Below are 16,068 nucleotides of genomic sequence, written 5' to 3' on the forward strand. Positions count from 1 at the left end.
GGACGGCCCTCTACGCGGCCATGCCGATAGAAGTGACGCCTGAGCGCCCGTTCTCCGCGAAGATGGCTAAGATCGCCGAAATAGTTCCTGTAAAAATTCGGATCGAATTCACTTTTTGCGTGCCCGAGACTTGCTAATTGTTCTGCTAGATCTGCCCAAGTGCGCTTAATTTTCCTGGGTAGTCGTGGCATAGGTGGTTCCTAGATATCAGAGAAGCTTCAAAATCGAATAACACCGCCTTCGGGGGCCGTCGGCGAAGAATTTGTTTGTTCAAATTCAAATTCTAATTTAATTCTTCTCCTGAGATGTTCATTATCTGTCCTTTCATGGGTTTCAATATTCTCTTGGTTCGCGTTCCGACTGAAGCCTCGGGCGGACAGAGCTTGGGTAGGGTTTTGCGGACTTGCGAGCGACTGGCCGACCATCCGGACTTCAGGCAATCCTCTGCGTTGCTGAGGAGCGCTTTCGGAAAGACGGGCTGAGGCGATCGTTAGGTGACCGTCTGATGAAGCACTATATCTCTGGCTGTCATTTTGTTTGCTCCGGATGGCGTGAGCGGTGGGGACGCCTGAGGTTGCACCGCTCCCACTTATGAGCCTCTGGATCCTGGGTTGCCCTGTTTACGTATATCGTGGGCGGGGTGCTACAGGGTGGGCACGTGCTCCGCAATACCCCCGATATGCAGCCCTTGGGTGCGCAAAATTCTCCTCGTCCTGCTCGCCGCTTCGGCGATGTCGGGCTGCACCTACCTGCCTGCGGCAGGTGCGATTCAGGCGGGCGCGGAGGTGGTCACCGCCGGCGGCGCCGTGTTGGCACGCTACGAGATCATCGAGGTTACGCCCGCCGTGGGCGAGGCCCTGCGCAGCCGGCCGCTCGACAGCCTGCTCGTCTCCTTCGACCACCGTCCCTCGTCCGAGCGGGTGATCGGCATCGGCGACGTGGTTTCGGTCTCGATCTGGGACGCCGGGTCTGGCGGCCTGTTCTCCGGACCGCTGGTCGCTGACCGCTTCTCGGCCGGGTCCGGGTCCGGCCTCACCCCCGACTTGACCCGCCCCGGCTGCTTTTGTGGTGCCAGAAGATTATTTGGTCGGGATGAACTCTGCTGTTTACTTACTTTTTCGATGAAAACAGACCCAAGTGGCATTAGAAGCGCTTGACCGCAGTACGCTCTTTAAATCCCCGCCTGCCAAGCGCCGGGTCCAGCCCGTAATAGTCGCGCATCAGGTCGCCGTATTCGGCGGCCAGGATCGGCCCTTGGCGCCGCCCGTTCGCCGTGATGTCGACGGCCAGCAGCCGGTCGTTGCAGGCGGCGGGGTCGCTGGCCAGCGCGTAGGGCAGCAGATGGCCCCTGTGGTCGGCGCGCAGCCGCTCGCCCGGGGCGCCGAGGTCGAAGGCCGCCACCGGCAGGCCGGTGCGCAAAGCCAGGGTCAGCGTGTACGAGTAGGTCTCCGGCCAGATCGCCGGGAGCAGAACCAGATCGGCCGAGACCCGGCCCACGAGGTCGAGGGTCTCGTCGTCCGCCCAGTGACAGCCGGTCTCGGCAATCTGGAGGGCCGCCCGCGCGACTCGGTCGAGGGTCGGGTCGTCGGCGGAGTTCCGCCCCGTCTCGGCGACGCCGGCCCGCTCCAGGCTGCCCGTCAGGGCGGGGTCGGAGTAGCCCACGATCGAGAATTTTAGCGGCAGGTTCCGCTTACGTGCGTCCGAGGCCAGAGCCTGCAGCAGCAATCCGCCCTCAGGGAGGCTGATGCCGCCGAGCACCGCGACGCGGCGGACGCGGCCGGGCCGCTGCAGCGCGGTCGCGCGCACCGCCCGCTCCGGCTCCGGATGCGGCCGCACCGTGACCGCGAGATCCGGGTACACCGTTCGGATCCGGTCCGCCGTGTCGCAGGACGGCGCGAACACCCGTGCCGCCCCGGAGAGGAACGCCCCGAACGCCGCCCGCCGCTCGCCCGGATCCGGCTCCTCGAACCCGTCCGCGTCCACCGCCAAGCACGACCGGCACTCGGTGACCGGCGCCAGGCCGCAGTAGCGCCCGTCGGGCTGGACCAGGTGGTTGCGGTGGCACACCGGCGAGTAGTCGTGCAGCGTCCACGCGTAGGGACGCCCCGAACCCGCCACCACCTCCATCAGCGCCCGCGCCGCGCCCCAGCGCAGCCCCGCCAGCGAGTGCACGTGGATCAGCGCCGGCGCCAGCTGGGCGACGAACCCGGCGAGTTCCTCGGCGTCGCGCGGCAGGTACAGGCTGTCGAGATTGGGCAGGTACAGGAACTCGGGGCTGCGGTAGGAGACGTGAACCTCGAGGTTGCGGGTCCGGTCGATCTGCAGCAGCACCACGCTCAGGCCCTCGGCCCGGGCCTGGGCGATCATGTCGTCGATGTGCCGCTGGATGCCCCCGCCCCAGGAATGGGTCACGTACAGGAGCGCCCGCCCCGAGAAGTGCCGGGCCAGCCGCGCCCGGTCGAGCCGCCCGCGCCCGCGCCGGCCGGGATCGGCCTGGACGAACTGGCCGACCCGGGCCGGGTAGTCCGGGTGCTTGGCGAGCAGSGCCGCCTGGCCCTGGACGTACTCGCCGCCYKCGTCGAGCCCGAACGAGATCTGGCCGGCATGGTGGACGAACACGTCCTCGGCCAGGAGGTTGACGAAGCCGGCCTTGATGGCGCGCAGGCACCAGTCGTTCTCCTCGCCGTAGCCCTTGCCGAAGGCCTCGGCGTCGAGGTCGCCGACGGCGTCGAGCGCGGCGGCGGTCATGTACATGCAGAAGCCGACGCCGGTGGGCACGGGCACGGCTTGGCCGCGGTTGATCTGGGCGGCCATGCGGTCGAGATCGGGCCGGGCGATCTCCAGCGGCATGGTGTTGTTGGCGTTGAAGCGCGGGTAGGAGCAGATCGTGGCGTTGTTGGACAGCGGCGTGACGCTGCCCACRGGCGGGCGGTCGSCGCCCTGCGCGACCTGGGCCGCGGGTTCGGCATGGGCCACCARCCGGTCGAGCCAGTCGCCGAAGACCTCGGCGTCGGAGTTCAGCAGGACGACGGCGCGGCCCTGGCGGAGGCTGAGGGCGCGGTTGACCGAGCGGACGAAGCCGAGGTTCGTTGCGTTCTCGACGAGGTGGAACAGGCCGCGTCGGGCGAGGGCGGCCAGCTCCGCGGCGAGCTCCGGGTCGGGAGAGCGGTCGTTGACGGCGAGCAGGGTGAAGGGGGTGGCCTGGGGCTGGGCCAGGCAGGCGTGGATGGCGCGCAGGGTCTCGCCGCGGCCCTTGTAGACCGGGACGATGACGACGACGCGGGCCTGCTCGATCGGCAGGGCCTGGGGAAGGCCGTCCCACGCGTGGGCCGCGGGGGCTTCCATCGGCGGATAGGTGCCGAGATCCTCGGGGGCGGCCATCAGCCCGGCGGCCCGGCCCGTGCGCACGTAGTGCAGGAACGGCGACTCCCCCGGACCCAGGAGATGGCCGTAGGTGTCCCTGTAGAAGGCGACGGAGAAGTCCTTGCTCGGATCGCGCCCCTCGTGCTGGCCGTAGGCGACGAAATGGGCGAGCGGGCCGCCGGGGGCTCGGGCGGCGTCGGGGTTGCGCTCGGCGTAGAAGGCCGCGTCGAAGAACGGCGCGACCGCCCGGGCCTCGTCGGCGAGGGCCGCCTCCCGCGAGTCGGGCGTGCCGTAGCGGGGATGGAAGGCGCCGGCCGAGAGGTCGGTGCCGTGCAGGAGCGCCGTGGCGAGGAAATGGGCGAGGGGCGCCAGCCCGGTCTCGCGCACGCCGCCATGGGCGTCGCAATAGGCCTGTCCGTCGAAGTCGGGTCTGGGATTGCGGCCTTTCCGCCAGCCGGTGTCGCAATAGTCGCGCACCGCGTCGTCCGCCTCGGACAGACCGTAGCGCGCCCGGTAGAAGGCATGGTCGAAATGCCCCGCCACCAGCCGGGCCTGCAGATCCAGCAGCCTCGCCCGCGTCGCGGTCTCGCGCCCGATCGCGCCCAGCCAGCCGGTGTCCTCGACGGGCGCCCGCGCCGGCCGCAGGCCGCAGACGCCGAGCAGCGCCGCCAGGGTCGAGCGCCCCGGTCCCGGATCGCGCAGCTCCCGCCAGCCCGCCTCGGCGAAGTGCAGGTACGGCTCCCGCCCGCCCACGTCCGGGTAGGTCGCCCGGTACCAGGCCGCGTCCACCGCCGGCAGGTTCAGCCGGTGCGGCCCGGCGAACGGTTCGGCGCCCGTCAGCCGCGCCTCGGCCACGACGCGGAAGAACGGATCGTCCGTGACCGCCCGGCTGCCGGCGCGGGCCTGCACGAAGCCCGCCGGGTCGAAGTCGGGCCGCGGGCTGACCCGCGCCCGCCAGCCCTCCGCCACGTAGTGGCGCAGCAGCGCGTCGTCYGAGGCGCCGGCCAGCGCCTCSGCYTGSGGSCCRGGCAGGYGCYGCCGGTAGTGGGCGGCGTCGAAGTAGGGGGCGAGCGTCKCSAYCCGCAGGGCGAGSGCSGCGTCCGGGTCCGGCCGGGCGCGTCCGCCGTGCAGGACGTAGTGCACCAGCGGGTTCCGGGTGGCGTAGGTGATCCCGYGGGTCAGGCAGTAGGCCAGGGTGTCGAAYTGCGGGGCCGGCTCGCGGCCCTCGCGCCAGCCGGAGGCCATGTAGTGGTCGGCCGGGTCGACGCCGGCGGCGGCGATGTCGGGATTGTTCGCGCGGTAGAAGGCGCCGTCCACGAGGCGGCGGGCGAGGCGCTCGGCCGCGGCCGTGTCGGRGGGCGGCAGCGCCCGGCCCTGCCCGGTCTCGCCGTGCCCTGCTTTGCCCCGCCGGCGGGCGAGGGCGTGCAGGAGCGGGTTGATGCCCGCGCGCGCGAGGTGGGGATGGGCGGCGAGATAGTCGGCCGAGGAGAAGTCGGGCCGCGGATCGCGGCCCTCGCGCCAGCCGTGGACGAGGTAGTCGCGCACCGGGTCGGCCGTGATCCCGTACCAGCTCGCGTAGAACGCCGCGTCGACATGCGGGGCCAGCGCGGCGACCTGAGCGTCCGCGGTGATCACATCGTTCGCCGCCGGAAGGCCGTTGCGCACCACCAGCCGGAACAGAGGATGGCTGCGCGCGCGAACAGCGTGCCCACGGGCGCGGCGGTACAGGCCGACGATCCGCTTCAACGCGCGGCTCGCGCTGCGTCGCGCGCCGCGCCTGCCTGTCGGCGATCCGCGGCCTCCAGCACGATGCGGGGCGCCTGACCCGAGGCGCCTCTCGCCCCGGCGGCGCTTGAGTCGAGACCTGAAGCTCGGATGAGCATGTGTTCGCGCGGGCTGATTGCAGACGTGATCGAAGGCGTCCCGGCGTCTCGAACGAGGCGCCGGATCGACGGTTTACCGCCCTAGCGGAACAGGCGCACTGGGTAAACAATGGGCTGCCGCGTTCGCTGCGCAGAACCGGTCCGGGGTGCGGAGTGGTTGCCCTTCCCCTGTTTCATCGCTGGTCGGATCAGATCAGGTCCGCACGCCACGTCACGTTCTCGCGCACGATCCGCGCGGGATTGCCGGCGGCCACGCAATGGGGCGGCACCGTCCCGGTGACGACGGCGTGCGCGCCGATGATCGCGTTGTCGCCGACCACCACGCCCTTGAGGAGCGTGGCCTGATTGGCGATCCAGACGTGGTTGCCGACCCGGACGGGCTTGGCTGGATTCAGTCGCGCGCCGGTATCCCGGGTGATGATCGAGTGGAAATCGCTCGTCGTCATCCAGACGCCCGACGCGATGGAGCAATCCGTTCCGATCTCGATCGCCCTCCCCTCGACGGGGTTGAGATGGACGAGCCCGGTGAAGCCGGTCCTGTCGCCGATGCGCAGCATCGAACCCGGGCCGATATAGATGTTGGCCATCGACAGCCGGACATCCTCTCCGACATCGAATCGGCAGTTGGACTCGATCACGATGTGCATGTCCTTGTCGGACACGCAGCCCCTGCCTATGCGGATGTAGTTGTTGTCGCCGTTGATGTAGATCTTGCCCGCTTGGCTGTGCTGATCGCGGGGGTCGACATCGACGACATTATTCTCCCCCTTGTCGAAAATATTCAAAGACATAATTCGCTCTGCGGGATCTATGAATACCCCTGGGGGCGACGCGGCCGACGTCCGGAAGCGGACGGACGCGCATCGAACCCGCGGAAGAATGCTCGCCGTCCGACATGACCATGACCGTATCGGCGTGCCGAGATCGGGATCCGTCGACATTCGGCGGATGCGCCCATGACCCCGAGCCGGCAACGGCGTTTCAAGATGTCTCTAAGCCATCGGGCGCCGTCCTCACAACTCGCGCGGGCGGATCGGGCGCTCCTGACCGGGCCGGTCGGCGCGGCTCCGCACGGCTGTTGACGCCGGAAGGGTCCTATGACGTATGCCGTCAGCCAACGAAATCATGCAATGAGGCCGTCCGGTGGCTGAGGACAACACCCTGACGAAGGCCCTGGTCGACGTGCGGGCGCGCAGGGCCGCGCTGCAGAGCGACTACGACCTGATCGCGGCCGAGCTGACCAAGCTCCGGGCGGCGGAGGCCGCGCTGACCGCGATCGTCGAGGGAATCCCGCTGGACGCCTCCGGTCTTCACGCGCCCGAGGGGCTGCGGGCCTCCGCGGCCGAACGCGCCGCGCCCGCCTCTGGCAGACGGCGCGGCGCGCGCGGCCCCCGGGCCAACTCGGCCAAGGGGCGGCTCAAAGCACTGCTCGGCTCGGCCGGCCCGCAGGGCCTCTCGCATGCTGAGATCGCCGAGCGTCTCTCGGACGTCGCACCGAACACCCTCAACACCTATCTCAGCATGCTGGTGACCGGCGGCGAGGCGATCCGGAACGGCGAATTCTTCACCGCCGCCGCCGCGCCCGACGAGGCCGCGGACGATGAGACCGAGGCCGATCCGGACACGGATGCCGAGATCCGGCACGACACCGCCGCGGAGTGAGGCCGGCTCCGGGCGACGGCGTCGGTGCCGTCCTCAAGGGCAGGGCGACGCCATCCAGGCGACACCACGAAAACCGAGGGCGCGCTGTCCCGGCTCACTGTGCCGCGCGCAAGGAGGCGGCGCGGCGCATGGCTCTGTCGAAGGCTGTCTGAAGGAGCCGGCGCGCCTCCCGATCAGGCGGCCGCCGACATCCGCCGGATGATCGGCAGCATGAGCGCGCTCGGCGCGGCGGCCGGCACGGGGAAGATCGTGGCCGTCTGGTCGGTCTTCACCCGGGGCAGACGCTCGATCACGGTCCGCAGGTTCGGAAGCGTGCGCCCCAGGGTCGCGGCCAGCGTCTCGCCGGCGATCTTGGCCATGACGTATTCCAGGGTGTCGCGGGGCGCCTCGTCGATGGCGCTGGTCGACGGGTAGAAGGCCGCCACCGCATCGCTCCGCCCGAGGCAGAACTGGCTCAGCTCGTAGAAGGCGGTGTTGTAGACGCGCATCATCTCGTCCAGGCAGGCCGGCTCGAAGGGCGCGCGCTTCTGGCGAAAGATGCGGGGCGTCGCGAAATGGTAGAGCTGCGACGGGCGCATCGCCAGCGCCGCGAGCTGCGCGGCGGCCGGCTCGGCGGCGTCGTAGCGCAGAACTTGGCAGCGCCCGCCGGCGTCGCGGATCTCCCGGGCGATCGTCTCCGCCTCGTCGGCGCCGGACGCGTACGTGATGCAGGCCGCCCCGCCTCCGGCGGCGATCAGCTTGGCGGTTGCGGCGCCGAGGCCCCGCGATCCGCCGACGATCAGCGCGGACACTGCGGCGAAGGCGCCGGGTTCCACCAACGCCGCGAGGTCCTGCAGACTCTCCTGCTCCACTGGCCGCGGGCGGACGAAGCCCTCGACCCGGGCGACGAGGCCGGGACCGACGGCGTCCAGCGTCACCGATTGCAGCATCGGTTGGAACCGCTTCACCGCGTAGCCGAGGCTCGAACCGGTGCCCCCGTCGGTGACGGTCACGTCGATCTTCGAGAGGATCGAGTGGAGGCCGGGCACGAACATGCCGACGAGGGTCGAGAGGCCGCCCAGGGCGGCGACCCGGCCGGGGCCGAGGGCGCGGGCGAGGCGCGGCGCCAGCGCGGCGATCGCCGCCGGGTCCGGCAGCGTGAAGGCGCCGGCCAGCCCCGTCGGGGCCGCCGGATCGCGGGCGACCGGCTCCGCGGGGATCGCAACCGGCGCCGTCTCGACAGCCTGAGCCGGGGCCCGCTCCGCCGCGAAGGTCGCCTGGATCGTCAGGGTGCGGACGCCGTCCACCGCCAGGGACAGGCGCAGGTGCCGCGCGTCCGCCGCGTGGATCGTCAGCACGGTGCAGTCCCCGACCAGCACGAAGCGCTCGAACCGCATCTGCAGCGTCGAGAGCCGGTCGAGGGGATGGGCGTCCGCACAGGCATCGAGAGCCCAGAGGGCGGCATGAACGCCGTGGACGGCCCGCTCGCCGGCGAGCGTCCGCCGGGCCATCCGCGCGTCCATGTGCATCGGGTTCACGTCGCCGGTCGCCCGCGCGAAGGCGGCCTGGTGCGCCTCGGTCCAGGTCCGCGTCGTCGCGGCGGCGTCGTCCGAACCGGATCCGTTCATCGCGCAGCTCCTCCTCGGCCGGCCCCCGCCCCGGCCGGGCTGGCCGGCCGCCGGATGCCCGGCCCCTTGCTTTATGACACGCGATCTCGCAAGAGGGCGGCGCTCGCACGCACGGAAAGGGGCCGGTCGATCGCCGGAGGGCAGGCATCCGCAGGGTGTCGCAGGGACCGGTATCGAGGATGACCACGGCTCGCGCCCTGTCGATCGGTTTCGTCGGAAACGTCGTCACCAACCCGTTCGGGAAGGTGGCGGGCCGCCTCGCGGATCTCGCCACGGTCTCCTGCGAGCATCTCCCCATCGGACAGATCGAGCAGGTGCTGGCGGGTCCCGCCGCCGCCGACGTCCTGATCGTGCATCTCGACCACCGCTGGTTCTTCGACGTCGCCCCGGACGAGGCGGCCGTCGACCGCGCGCGCGGCCTCGCGGACTTGGTCTCGGCGCGGCTCGCCCGGGCGCCGGGGACGATCATCCTCAACACCGTGCCGTTCGTGCCGGTCTCGTCCGTCGAGAGCGACCTCCACGACCAGCTGGCGGCGCTGGCGCGGGTGAACGCGGTGCTGTTCGACCTCGCCCGGGCGCAGGAGCGGGTCAGCGTCGTCGACGCCGCCGGCGGCCTGGCGCTGCTCGGTTTCGCCAACGCCTTCCGCGAGCGCAACCGGTACATGTACCAGATGCCCTACGCCCCGGCCGCCGTGGACGCGCTCAACGAGCGCTACGCCGACGCCGTCGCGGCGCGGCTGCGGGCGCGGCGCAAGGTGGTGGTGGTCGACGCCGACAACACCCTCTGGGGCGGCGTCGTCGGCGAGGACGGGGTGGAGAACCTGGAGGTCGACAGCGACTATCCGGGGATCGTCCACACCCAGCTCCAGCGCCAGCTCCTGCGCCTGAAGGACCTTGGGATCTTGCTCTGCGCGGTGACGAAGAACAACGAGGAGGATTTCCGCGCGGTCTTCGCCCAGCGCGCGATGCCGCTCCGCCTTGACGATTTCGTGGCCTACCGCAGCAACTGGACGGAGAAGAGCGAGAACATCCGCGACCTCGCGGCGACCCTGAATCTCGGCCTCGACAGCTTCATCTTCCTCGACGACAACCCCTTCGAGATCGAGGAGGTCCGCGCCCGGCTCCCCGGGGTCGAGTGCCACCTGTTCGACCGGACGCGCCCCGAGCAGGCGCTCACCCTGCTCGACGGGATCGCCTCCTTACGCGCCCGGAACGTCACCGCCGAGGACTTGGCCAAGACCGAGCAGTACCGCGGCGAGGCGCAGCGGCAGGAGCTTCAGCGCTCGGCCGCCTCGATGGACGACTACCTCGCCTCCCTCGAGATCCGGGTTCATATCGCCCGCAACAACCCGGGCTCCCTGCGGCGGGTCACGCAGCTGATCAACAAGACCAACCAGTTCAACCTGACGACCCGGCGCTACACCGAGGACGAGGTCGCCACCGCCATGCAGGAGGGCGGCGTCTACGCGGCCCGGGTGGTCGACCGGTTCGGCGACATGGGAATCGTCGGGGTCGCCATCGTCCGGGGCGGCGAACTCGAGACGTTCCTGATGAGCTGCCGGGCGCTGGGACGCCGCATCGAGGCCCAAATTCTGCGCCACGTCTGCCGGCAGGAGGGTGATCGGAACCTCAAGGCCCAGTATCGCCCGAGCGCGAAGAACCGGATGGTCGAGACCTTCCTCGACGACAACGGCTTCGAAACCCTCAGCGCTAGCCCCGAGGGCAAGACGTACCGACTGACACGAGGACCGGATGACACCCCCTACATCCACATCGTCGCGGAGTGAGCGCGGCGCCGTCGAGGCGGCGGCCCGGGCCACCTTCGCGCGCCTCGTCGAGACCTGGGGGCGCCCGGAGCTGGAGAATCCCGGACCCGAGGACGACGTTTACGAGCGGCTCGACTCCTTCGCGGTGGTTGAGCTCCTCCTCGAGACGGAATCCGAGATCGAGCGGACGGTCGGCCGCTACGTGCCCCTCGCCAACGAGAGCATCCTCGACAGCACGAAGTCGCCCCTCCGCCGCTTCCAGGGCTGGATCGACTACGTCGCCGAGACGGTCGAGCATGGCTGACCTGCGGTTCTCGCGCGCGACCCTCGCTGGGCTCGTCACCACGGTCGGCGCGCGCGTCCAGGCCTTCGACGACGAGGCGGCCGCCCTGGGGCTCGCCCCCGAGGAGGCGGAGCGCCTCAAGCGGGCCATGGGCTTCTCGACCCGGCACGTCGTCGCCGATCCCGGCACCACGACGGCGGATCTCTGCCTCCACTCGGCGCGCCATCTCCTGGGCGGACTCGGCCTGCAGCCCGACGCCGTCGACGGGCTGGTCCTGGTCACCCAGACGCCGGATTACAGCTCGCCGTCGACGTCGATCGGGATGCAGCACCGCCTGGGCATGCGGACCGACACGCTCTGCTTCGACATCCGCCTCGGCTGCAGCGGCTTCGTGTACGGGTTGTCGGTCGCCTACAGCCTCGTCGAATCCGGCCTGAACCGCGTCCTCCTCTGCGTCGGCGACGTCGCGAGCCGCATGGTCGCGACAGGGGACCGGTCGATCACCCCGATCATGGGCGATGCCGGCGCCGCGGTGCTGATCGAGCGGCGGGAGTGCGAGAGCTTCTTCCAGCTCCACAGCGACGGCTCCGGGGAGAAGGCGCTGTTCATCCCCCATAGCGGCTTGCGGGCCGACGCGGACGACGCGGACAAGCCCGCGACCATGCACATGGACGGGGCGCAGGTCTTCAACTTCACCCTCAAGCGCGTCCCGCCGCTGATCGAGGGCATCCTGGCCTTCTCGGACACGCGCGCCGAGGACGTCGACTTCCTGGTCCTGCACCAGCCGAACAAGTACATCCTCAAGAACCTCCAGCGCCGGCTGGGGGTCGACGACAGCAAGCTTCCGACCGGCACCCAGTCGGTCTACGGCAACCAGAACTCGGCCTCGATCCCCGGCACGATCTCGGGTTTCCTCGCGGAGGCCTATGCGGGCCGGCAGGTGCGGTCGCTGCTCGCCGGCTTCGGGGTCGGCCTGAGCTGGGGGGCCTGCACGATCACCACCGACCGGATCTTCGCGCCCCCGGTCCTGACCTACGAGGAGACCACCCGATGACCGAGGGCGCATTCCTGGATGAGCTCGGCACGATCCTCGATCAGCCGGGACCGCTCGCCCGCGGGCAGAGCCTCGGGGCGATCGAGACCTTCGACTCGTTGGGCATCCTCAACATCATGGCGCTCTACGATACGCTGGGCCTCGAGGTGGATCCGCAGCGGATCGCCGGGGCGGCGACCACCGACGATCTGATCGCGCTGGCCGGCGCGAAGCTGCAGGCTTAGGCGATGGCGGGGCCAGGGGGGCACGTCCTCGTCGTCGGGGCCAGCAGCGGCATCGGCCGCGCCGTCGCCGAGCGCCTCCACGCAGGCGGAGCGCGAATCACCGCCCTCGCCCGGCGGGCGGACCGGCTCGCGGAGCTGGAGGCGCTCGGCTGCGCCGCGGTCGCCGCCGACGTGACCGACCTCCCGGCGATCGGCGGCGTGCTGCAGGCGGCGGTGGCCGAGCGGGGGCTTCTGACCGGGCTCGTGTACTGCGCGGGCGTTCAGATCATCAAGCCGATGCGAAGCCTCGGCGTGGAGGAGGTCGAGCGCCTCTACCGCACTAACCTCATTGCGCCGACCCTGTTCGCGGCCTCCTTCGGCAGCGCCCGCGTCTCGGCCCGGGACGCGGTGTTCTGCGCGGTCTCGTCCGTCGCCGCGCAACGGCCCGAGCCGGCGATCGTGCCCTACGCCGCCTCCAAGGCGGGACTCGACGCCCTGATCAAGGGACTCGCCCGGGAACTCGCCCCCCGGCGCGCCGTCGGCGTCGCCCCCGGCTGGCTCGACACCGAGATGACCCAGGCCCATGCCCGCCTGTACGGCGCGGAGTTCAAGGAAGCGCTGGACAAGCGGAGCCCCGTGGGCGCTGCGACCGTCGAGTCGGTGGTCGACGCCATCGTGTTCCTGATGTCGCCCCAGGCCCGGCACGTCACCGGTGAGACCCTGCGGGTCGACGGCGGGGCGATGCTGTGACCGGGCCGGCGCAGCGGCTCGCGCTGATCGGCGGCGGCGGCTTCTCCAAGGAGATCGCGGAGGTCGCACGTGCCCTCGGTCACACGGTCGAGGCGACCTATTCCACCTCTCCCGAAGTCCAGGTCGGCCAGTACCGCGGTTATCTCGACGCGTTGCTCGCCGACCGGGCGGAGTTCGATGGCGTCCTCCTGGCGGTCGGCGGCGTGAGCCGGCGCGCGATCCGGGCGCGGGCCGAGCTGATTGCGTGGCTCGACCGGCACGCCCTCCCCTGCCCTGCCCTTGTCTCGCCCCGCGCGATCGTGAGCCCGGACGTCGCGGTCGGCGTCGGCGCCTTCGTGGCGCACGGGGTGATCGTCAATGCCGATGCCCGGCTCGGGCGCTTTTGCGTGCTGAACTCGGCGGCCATCGTCGGCCACGACACGGTTATCGGCGACAACACCACGATCTCGCCCGGCGCCTTCATCGGCGGCCGCTGCGCGATCGGCGCCGACAGCCTCGTCGGGCCGCTCGCCAAGGTTCTCCAGGGGCTCATCCTCGGCCAGGGCGTGACGGTCGGTATGGGCTGCAACGTCCTGCGCGCGCTGCCCGATCACGCCACGATCTGGCCCCGACCGGACATCGCCGCGCCGGCTCCGAAACCGGCCGATCCGGCCTGATCGAGGTTCGATTGCTGGGCACGGTCGGCCACTCTAAGCTATTCGTTTCACGATGATCGGGCTGCTGTCCGTGCATCGGCAGGAGTCATCATGAGTGCGCAGCCGCGGCCATTTGAGCAGCCGATCTACGTCACCCGCCCGATGCTGCCGGAACTCGCCGTCTTCACTCGGCATCTCGAGGCGATCTGGAGCAGCGCCGTTCTCTCGAACGGCGGCCCGCAGCACGTCGAGCTCGAACGGCGCCTCCAGGCGCATCTGGGTGACGGCCACATCGCGCTGTTCAACAACGGCACCAACGCGCTGATGACCGCCGTCAAGGCTCTCGACCTCGCGGGCGAGGTGATCACCACGCCGTTCACCTTCGCGGCGACGCCGCACGTGCTCTCGTGGCACGGCATCGATCCCGTCTTCGTCGACATCGAGGAGGGGTCCATGACCCTCGATCCGGAACGGATCGAGGCGGCGATCACGCCGCGGACCACGGGCATCCTCGCCGTCCACGTCTACGGCAATCCCTGCGACGTCTGGACCATCGAGCGCATCGCCCGCAAGCACGGGCTGAAGGTGCTGTACGACGGCGCCCATGCCTTCGGGACCAAGGTCGAGGGGCGGGCGATCGCCGCTTATGGCGACGCCACCATGTTCAGCTTCCATGCCACGAAGCTGTTCCACACCGCCGAGGGCGGGGCGATCGTGATGAACGATCCGGACCTCAAGCGCCGCATGGAACTCCTGAAGAATTTCGGCATCGCCAACGAGGTGTCGGTCCCGGCGGTCGGCATCAACAGCAAGATGAACGAGTTGCAGGCGGCCCTCGGCCTCTGCCTCGTCGATGCCGTCGCCGGGGAGAAGCTGAAGCGCTTGGCAGTGGCGGAAGTCTACGATCAGCACCTCGCGGGCCTGCCCGGCGTGACGCGGCCCAAACTGGCCGATCCGGCGGTGGACAGCCTTCAGTATTACTGCCTGCGCATCGACCCGCGGGAGGCGGGCATCACCCGCGACGCCGTGTATGAGGGGCTGAAGCACTACAACGTGTTCGCGCGCCGCTATTTCTACCCGCTGTGCAGCGATTACCTGCCCTATCGGCCTCTGCCGAGCAGCGCCCGGGAAAACCTCCCGGTGGCCAACCGGGTCGGCGAGCAGGTGCTGTGCCTGCCCCTGTTCGGCGATCTCGGCGTGAGCGCCGCCGAGCAGATCTGTGCCGCGCTCCGCGCCGTGATGACGGGGCCGGACCGGCGCTGACCGGGCCGTCTCGAGGCGGGCTCGCCGGTCCCGCCGATCAGGCCTCGCGAAAGACCTTCAGCGCGTCTGACAGGTACGCCGGATCGACACTGAAGCTGCCGTGGGAGACGTGCAGCGGTGGGCGCCGCACGTCCATCCCCGCCTTGAACTGCGGGTGCGTCCCCGGCAGCGCATAGTACCGCGCGCCCGCGAAGTCAGACAGGCTCTTGAACAGGGACATCTGGACCGCGAAGGGCGAGACGATGCCCAGGATCTTCGTTTTGGGCGTGCAGAAGATCAGGTTCGAAAAGGCGGCGCCGACCGGACCGGCGATATGGGACGCGGTCGCGAAGGTAACGACCTGCTGTGCGAATCTCATCTTGGCCGTGTCGACGATCTCGAACCCGTTTGCCCTGAAGAACTCGGTGATCTCCTCCGCGTTCTCGATGTTCCGGCCCTGGAACCGCGCCAGAAAGATCTTCCTGTTCCGCGGCGTCCCGGCCGGGATGGCGATCTCCGCCAAGACCCGGTCGCGCAGCCAGGCCAGGCTGTCATGGTTGACGGCCGAGACCTGCCAGAACGGCGTCTTGGGGCAGTCCGGCACGTACGTCATGGTCGACGGCACGTGCAGCCTCGCGACATCGATCCGCGTCCCGCGCCTGTGGCGCACCAGCGCCCGGCCCGGAAAGACGATCTCCAACAATTCCAGCTGCTGCGGATACAGGTCGTCCGGGACGATCAGCGGCAGGTCGTCGAGCTCCGCGATCTGCTCGACGATGTAACCCTTGGTGACGTACTCGATCAGGAAGTGGAAATAGTTGACGCCGCAACGGCCGCCGAGGAGGACGGCTTCCGGAATCGTTGCCTCGGCGGTGGCGGGGCGCTTCGCGAAGATCGTCTCGGTGGACCGGATCAGATTGAGCGGATGGGCCGTCACGAATTCGTGCTGCCCGGCCACGAAGCTCATGCGCGGGTCCGCCGCGGGCTCGGAGACCAAGAACGCGTCGCCGACCGCGATCTGAAGGGATCCGAACAGCTGGGCCTGTTCGAGGGTGGCGCACCACAGGCTCGGGCGCTTCACCTGCCTGTTCCGGGCCGCCTGTCCGGACAGGATCACCTCCGGATCCGTAAACGCGAAATCCCCCTCGGGGGCGATGATGCGTCGCGTGCCGGCATACGGGGCATCTGCGTAGATCCGGGCGATCCTCATGGGCTGCCCGACCTCCGCGGCCTGCAGGCTCGCGTAGAGGCGGAACACGAAGAGGTACAGGAACGGGCGCACGCGCCGGCCGCGGCCCTGCAGGATGATGATCTGCTCCCGCAGGAGGTCGAGGAAGTCCGACCGGACGACGCCGAACAGGAGCGCGACCGTCACCAGCACCCCGGAACCGGCGAGCAGGAGCTTCTCGAACCGCTGGCTCGGCGACCGCATCGGGACGCGGAACCCGTACTCGGCGAAGTGGGACACCGGATCGACCCCGGCCAATGCGACGTCCCGATACCGGCTCAGGTAGAATTGCCGGTCGACGAGCGCCCGGGCCAGCCAGATCTTCAAGGGTGTGGGTGCTTGGCTCATCGGAGTGTGTCCTGCATCCCGTTCAGCGGCGTGCCGATCCGGCG

Annotated in this window: 12 protein-coding genes and 1 pseudogene; 9 read left to right on the forward strand and 4 right to left on the reverse strand. The window is 69.9% G+C overall.

All coding sequences use genetic code 11. The features are described 5' to 3' along the window. Positions 1–731 precede the first annotated feature (731 nt). Positions 732–1,043, forward strand: a pseudogene (locus ACXJKQ_RS08920) (polysaccharide biosynthesis/export family protein); the annotation flags it as partial. A 100-nt stretch (positions 1,044–1,143) separates the two neighbouring features. On the opposite strand, the gene ACXJKQ_RS08925 reads toward ACXJKQ_RS08920, so the two are convergent. Both ACXJKQ_RS08925 and ACXJKQ_RS08930 read right to left on the reverse strand, forming a co-directional pair. Further along, positions 1,144–5,109: a glycosyltransferase gene (locus ACXJKQ_RS08925; protein WP_457105406.1), complete on the reverse strand. Its 3,966-nt coding sequence runs from the start codon at positions 5,107–5,109 to the stop codon at positions 1,144–1,146. A gap of 325 nt (positions 5,110–5,434) precedes the next feature. Continuing rightward, on the reverse strand, positions 5,435–6,037 hold the full coding sequence (locus tag ACXJKQ_RS08930; RefSeq protein WP_457105407.1) for an acyltransferase: 603 nt from the start codon (positions 6,035–6,037) through the stop codon (positions 5,435–5,437). A gap of 352 nt (positions 6,038–6,389) precedes the next feature. Here ACXJKQ_RS08930 and ACXJKQ_RS08935 point away from each other — a divergent pair, with 352 nt between their 5' ends. Then, positions 6,390–6,908, forward strand: a complete 519-nt coding sequence (locus tag ACXJKQ_RS08935; protein ID WP_457105408.1) for a hypothetical protein — start codon at positions 6,390–6,392, stop codon at positions 6,906–6,908. Positions 6,909–7,081: 173 nt separating this feature from the next. Here the strand turns inward: ACXJKQ_RS08935 and ACXJKQ_RS08940 are convergent, their stop codons facing one another. Continuing rightward, entirely contained in the window at positions 7,082–8,515 is a 1,434-nt protein-coding gene (locus ACXJKQ_RS08940) for an SDR family NAD(P)-dependent oxidoreductase (protein WP_457105409.1), read from the reverse strand. A 179-nt stretch (positions 8,516–8,694) separates the two neighbouring features. On the opposite strand from ACXJKQ_RS08940, the gene ACXJKQ_RS08945 reads away from it, so the two are divergent. The 7 genes from ACXJKQ_RS08945 to ACXJKQ_RS08975 all read left to right on the forward strand — a co-directional run bounded on the left by ACXJKQ_RS08945 (position 8,695) and on the right by ACXJKQ_RS08975 (position 14,469). Beyond that, the gene (locus ACXJKQ_RS08945; protein ID WP_457105410.1) at positions 8,695–10,302 is read left to right on the forward strand and encodes an HAD-IIIC family phosphatase; all 1,608 of its coding nucleotides are present in this window, start codon (positions 8,695–8,697) and stop codon (positions 10,300–10,302) included. Beyond that, positions 10,268–10,585: a hypothetical protein gene (locus ACXJKQ_RS08950; protein WP_457105411.1), complete on the forward strand. Its 318-nt coding sequence runs from the start codon at positions 10,268–10,270 to the stop codon at positions 10,583–10,585. The genes ACXJKQ_RS08945 and ACXJKQ_RS08950 overlap by 35 nt, the downstream gene beginning before the upstream one ends. Next, positions 10,578–11,618: a 3-oxoacyl-ACP synthase III family protein gene (locus ACXJKQ_RS08955; RefSeq protein WP_457105412.1), complete on the forward strand. Its 1,041-nt coding sequence runs from the start codon at positions 10,578–10,580 to the stop codon at positions 11,616–11,618. Before ACXJKQ_RS08950 ends, ACXJKQ_RS08955 begins: the two co-directional genes overlap by 8 nt. After that, positions 11,615–11,842 (forward strand): hypothetical protein, encoded by a 228-nt coding sequence (locus tag ACXJKQ_RS08960; RefSeq protein ID WP_012318193.1) that lies wholly within the window; start codon positions 11,615–11,617, stop codon positions 11,840–11,842. The genes ACXJKQ_RS08955 and ACXJKQ_RS08960 overlap by 4 nt, the downstream gene beginning before the upstream one ends. 3 nt (positions 11,843–11,845) lie before the next feature. Next, positions 11,846–12,571 (forward strand): SDR family NAD(P)-dependent oxidoreductase, encoded by a 726-nt coding sequence (locus ACXJKQ_RS08965; protein ID WP_457105413.1) that lies wholly within the window; start codon positions 11,846–11,848, stop codon positions 12,569–12,571. After that, positions 12,568–13,227, forward strand: coding sequence for an acetyltransferase (locus ACXJKQ_RS08970; protein ID WP_457105414.1), 660 nt, complete (start codon positions 12,568–12,570; stop codon positions 13,225–13,227). Before ACXJKQ_RS08965 ends, ACXJKQ_RS08970 begins: the two co-directional genes overlap by 4 nt. A gap of 90 nt (positions 13,228–13,317) precedes the next feature. Further along, positions 13,318–14,469, forward strand: coding sequence for a DegT/DnrJ/EryC1/StrS family aminotransferase (locus tag ACXJKQ_RS08975; protein ID WP_457105415.1), 1,152 nt, complete (start codon positions 13,318–13,320; stop codon positions 14,467–14,469). Between the two features lie 37 nt (positions 14,470–14,506). Here the strand turns inward: ACXJKQ_RS08975 and ACXJKQ_RS08980 are convergent, their stop codons facing one another. Then, the gene (locus tag ACXJKQ_RS08980) at positions 14,507–16,024 is read right to left on the reverse strand and encodes a glycosyltransferase family 61 protein (protein ID WP_457105416.1); all 1,518 of its coding nucleotides are present in this window, start codon (positions 16,022–16,024) and stop codon (positions 14,507–14,509) included. Positions 16,025–16,068: the final 44 nt, after the last annotated feature.

The sequence above is a fragment of the Methylobacterium sp. P5_C11 genome (genome assembly GCF_054049775.1).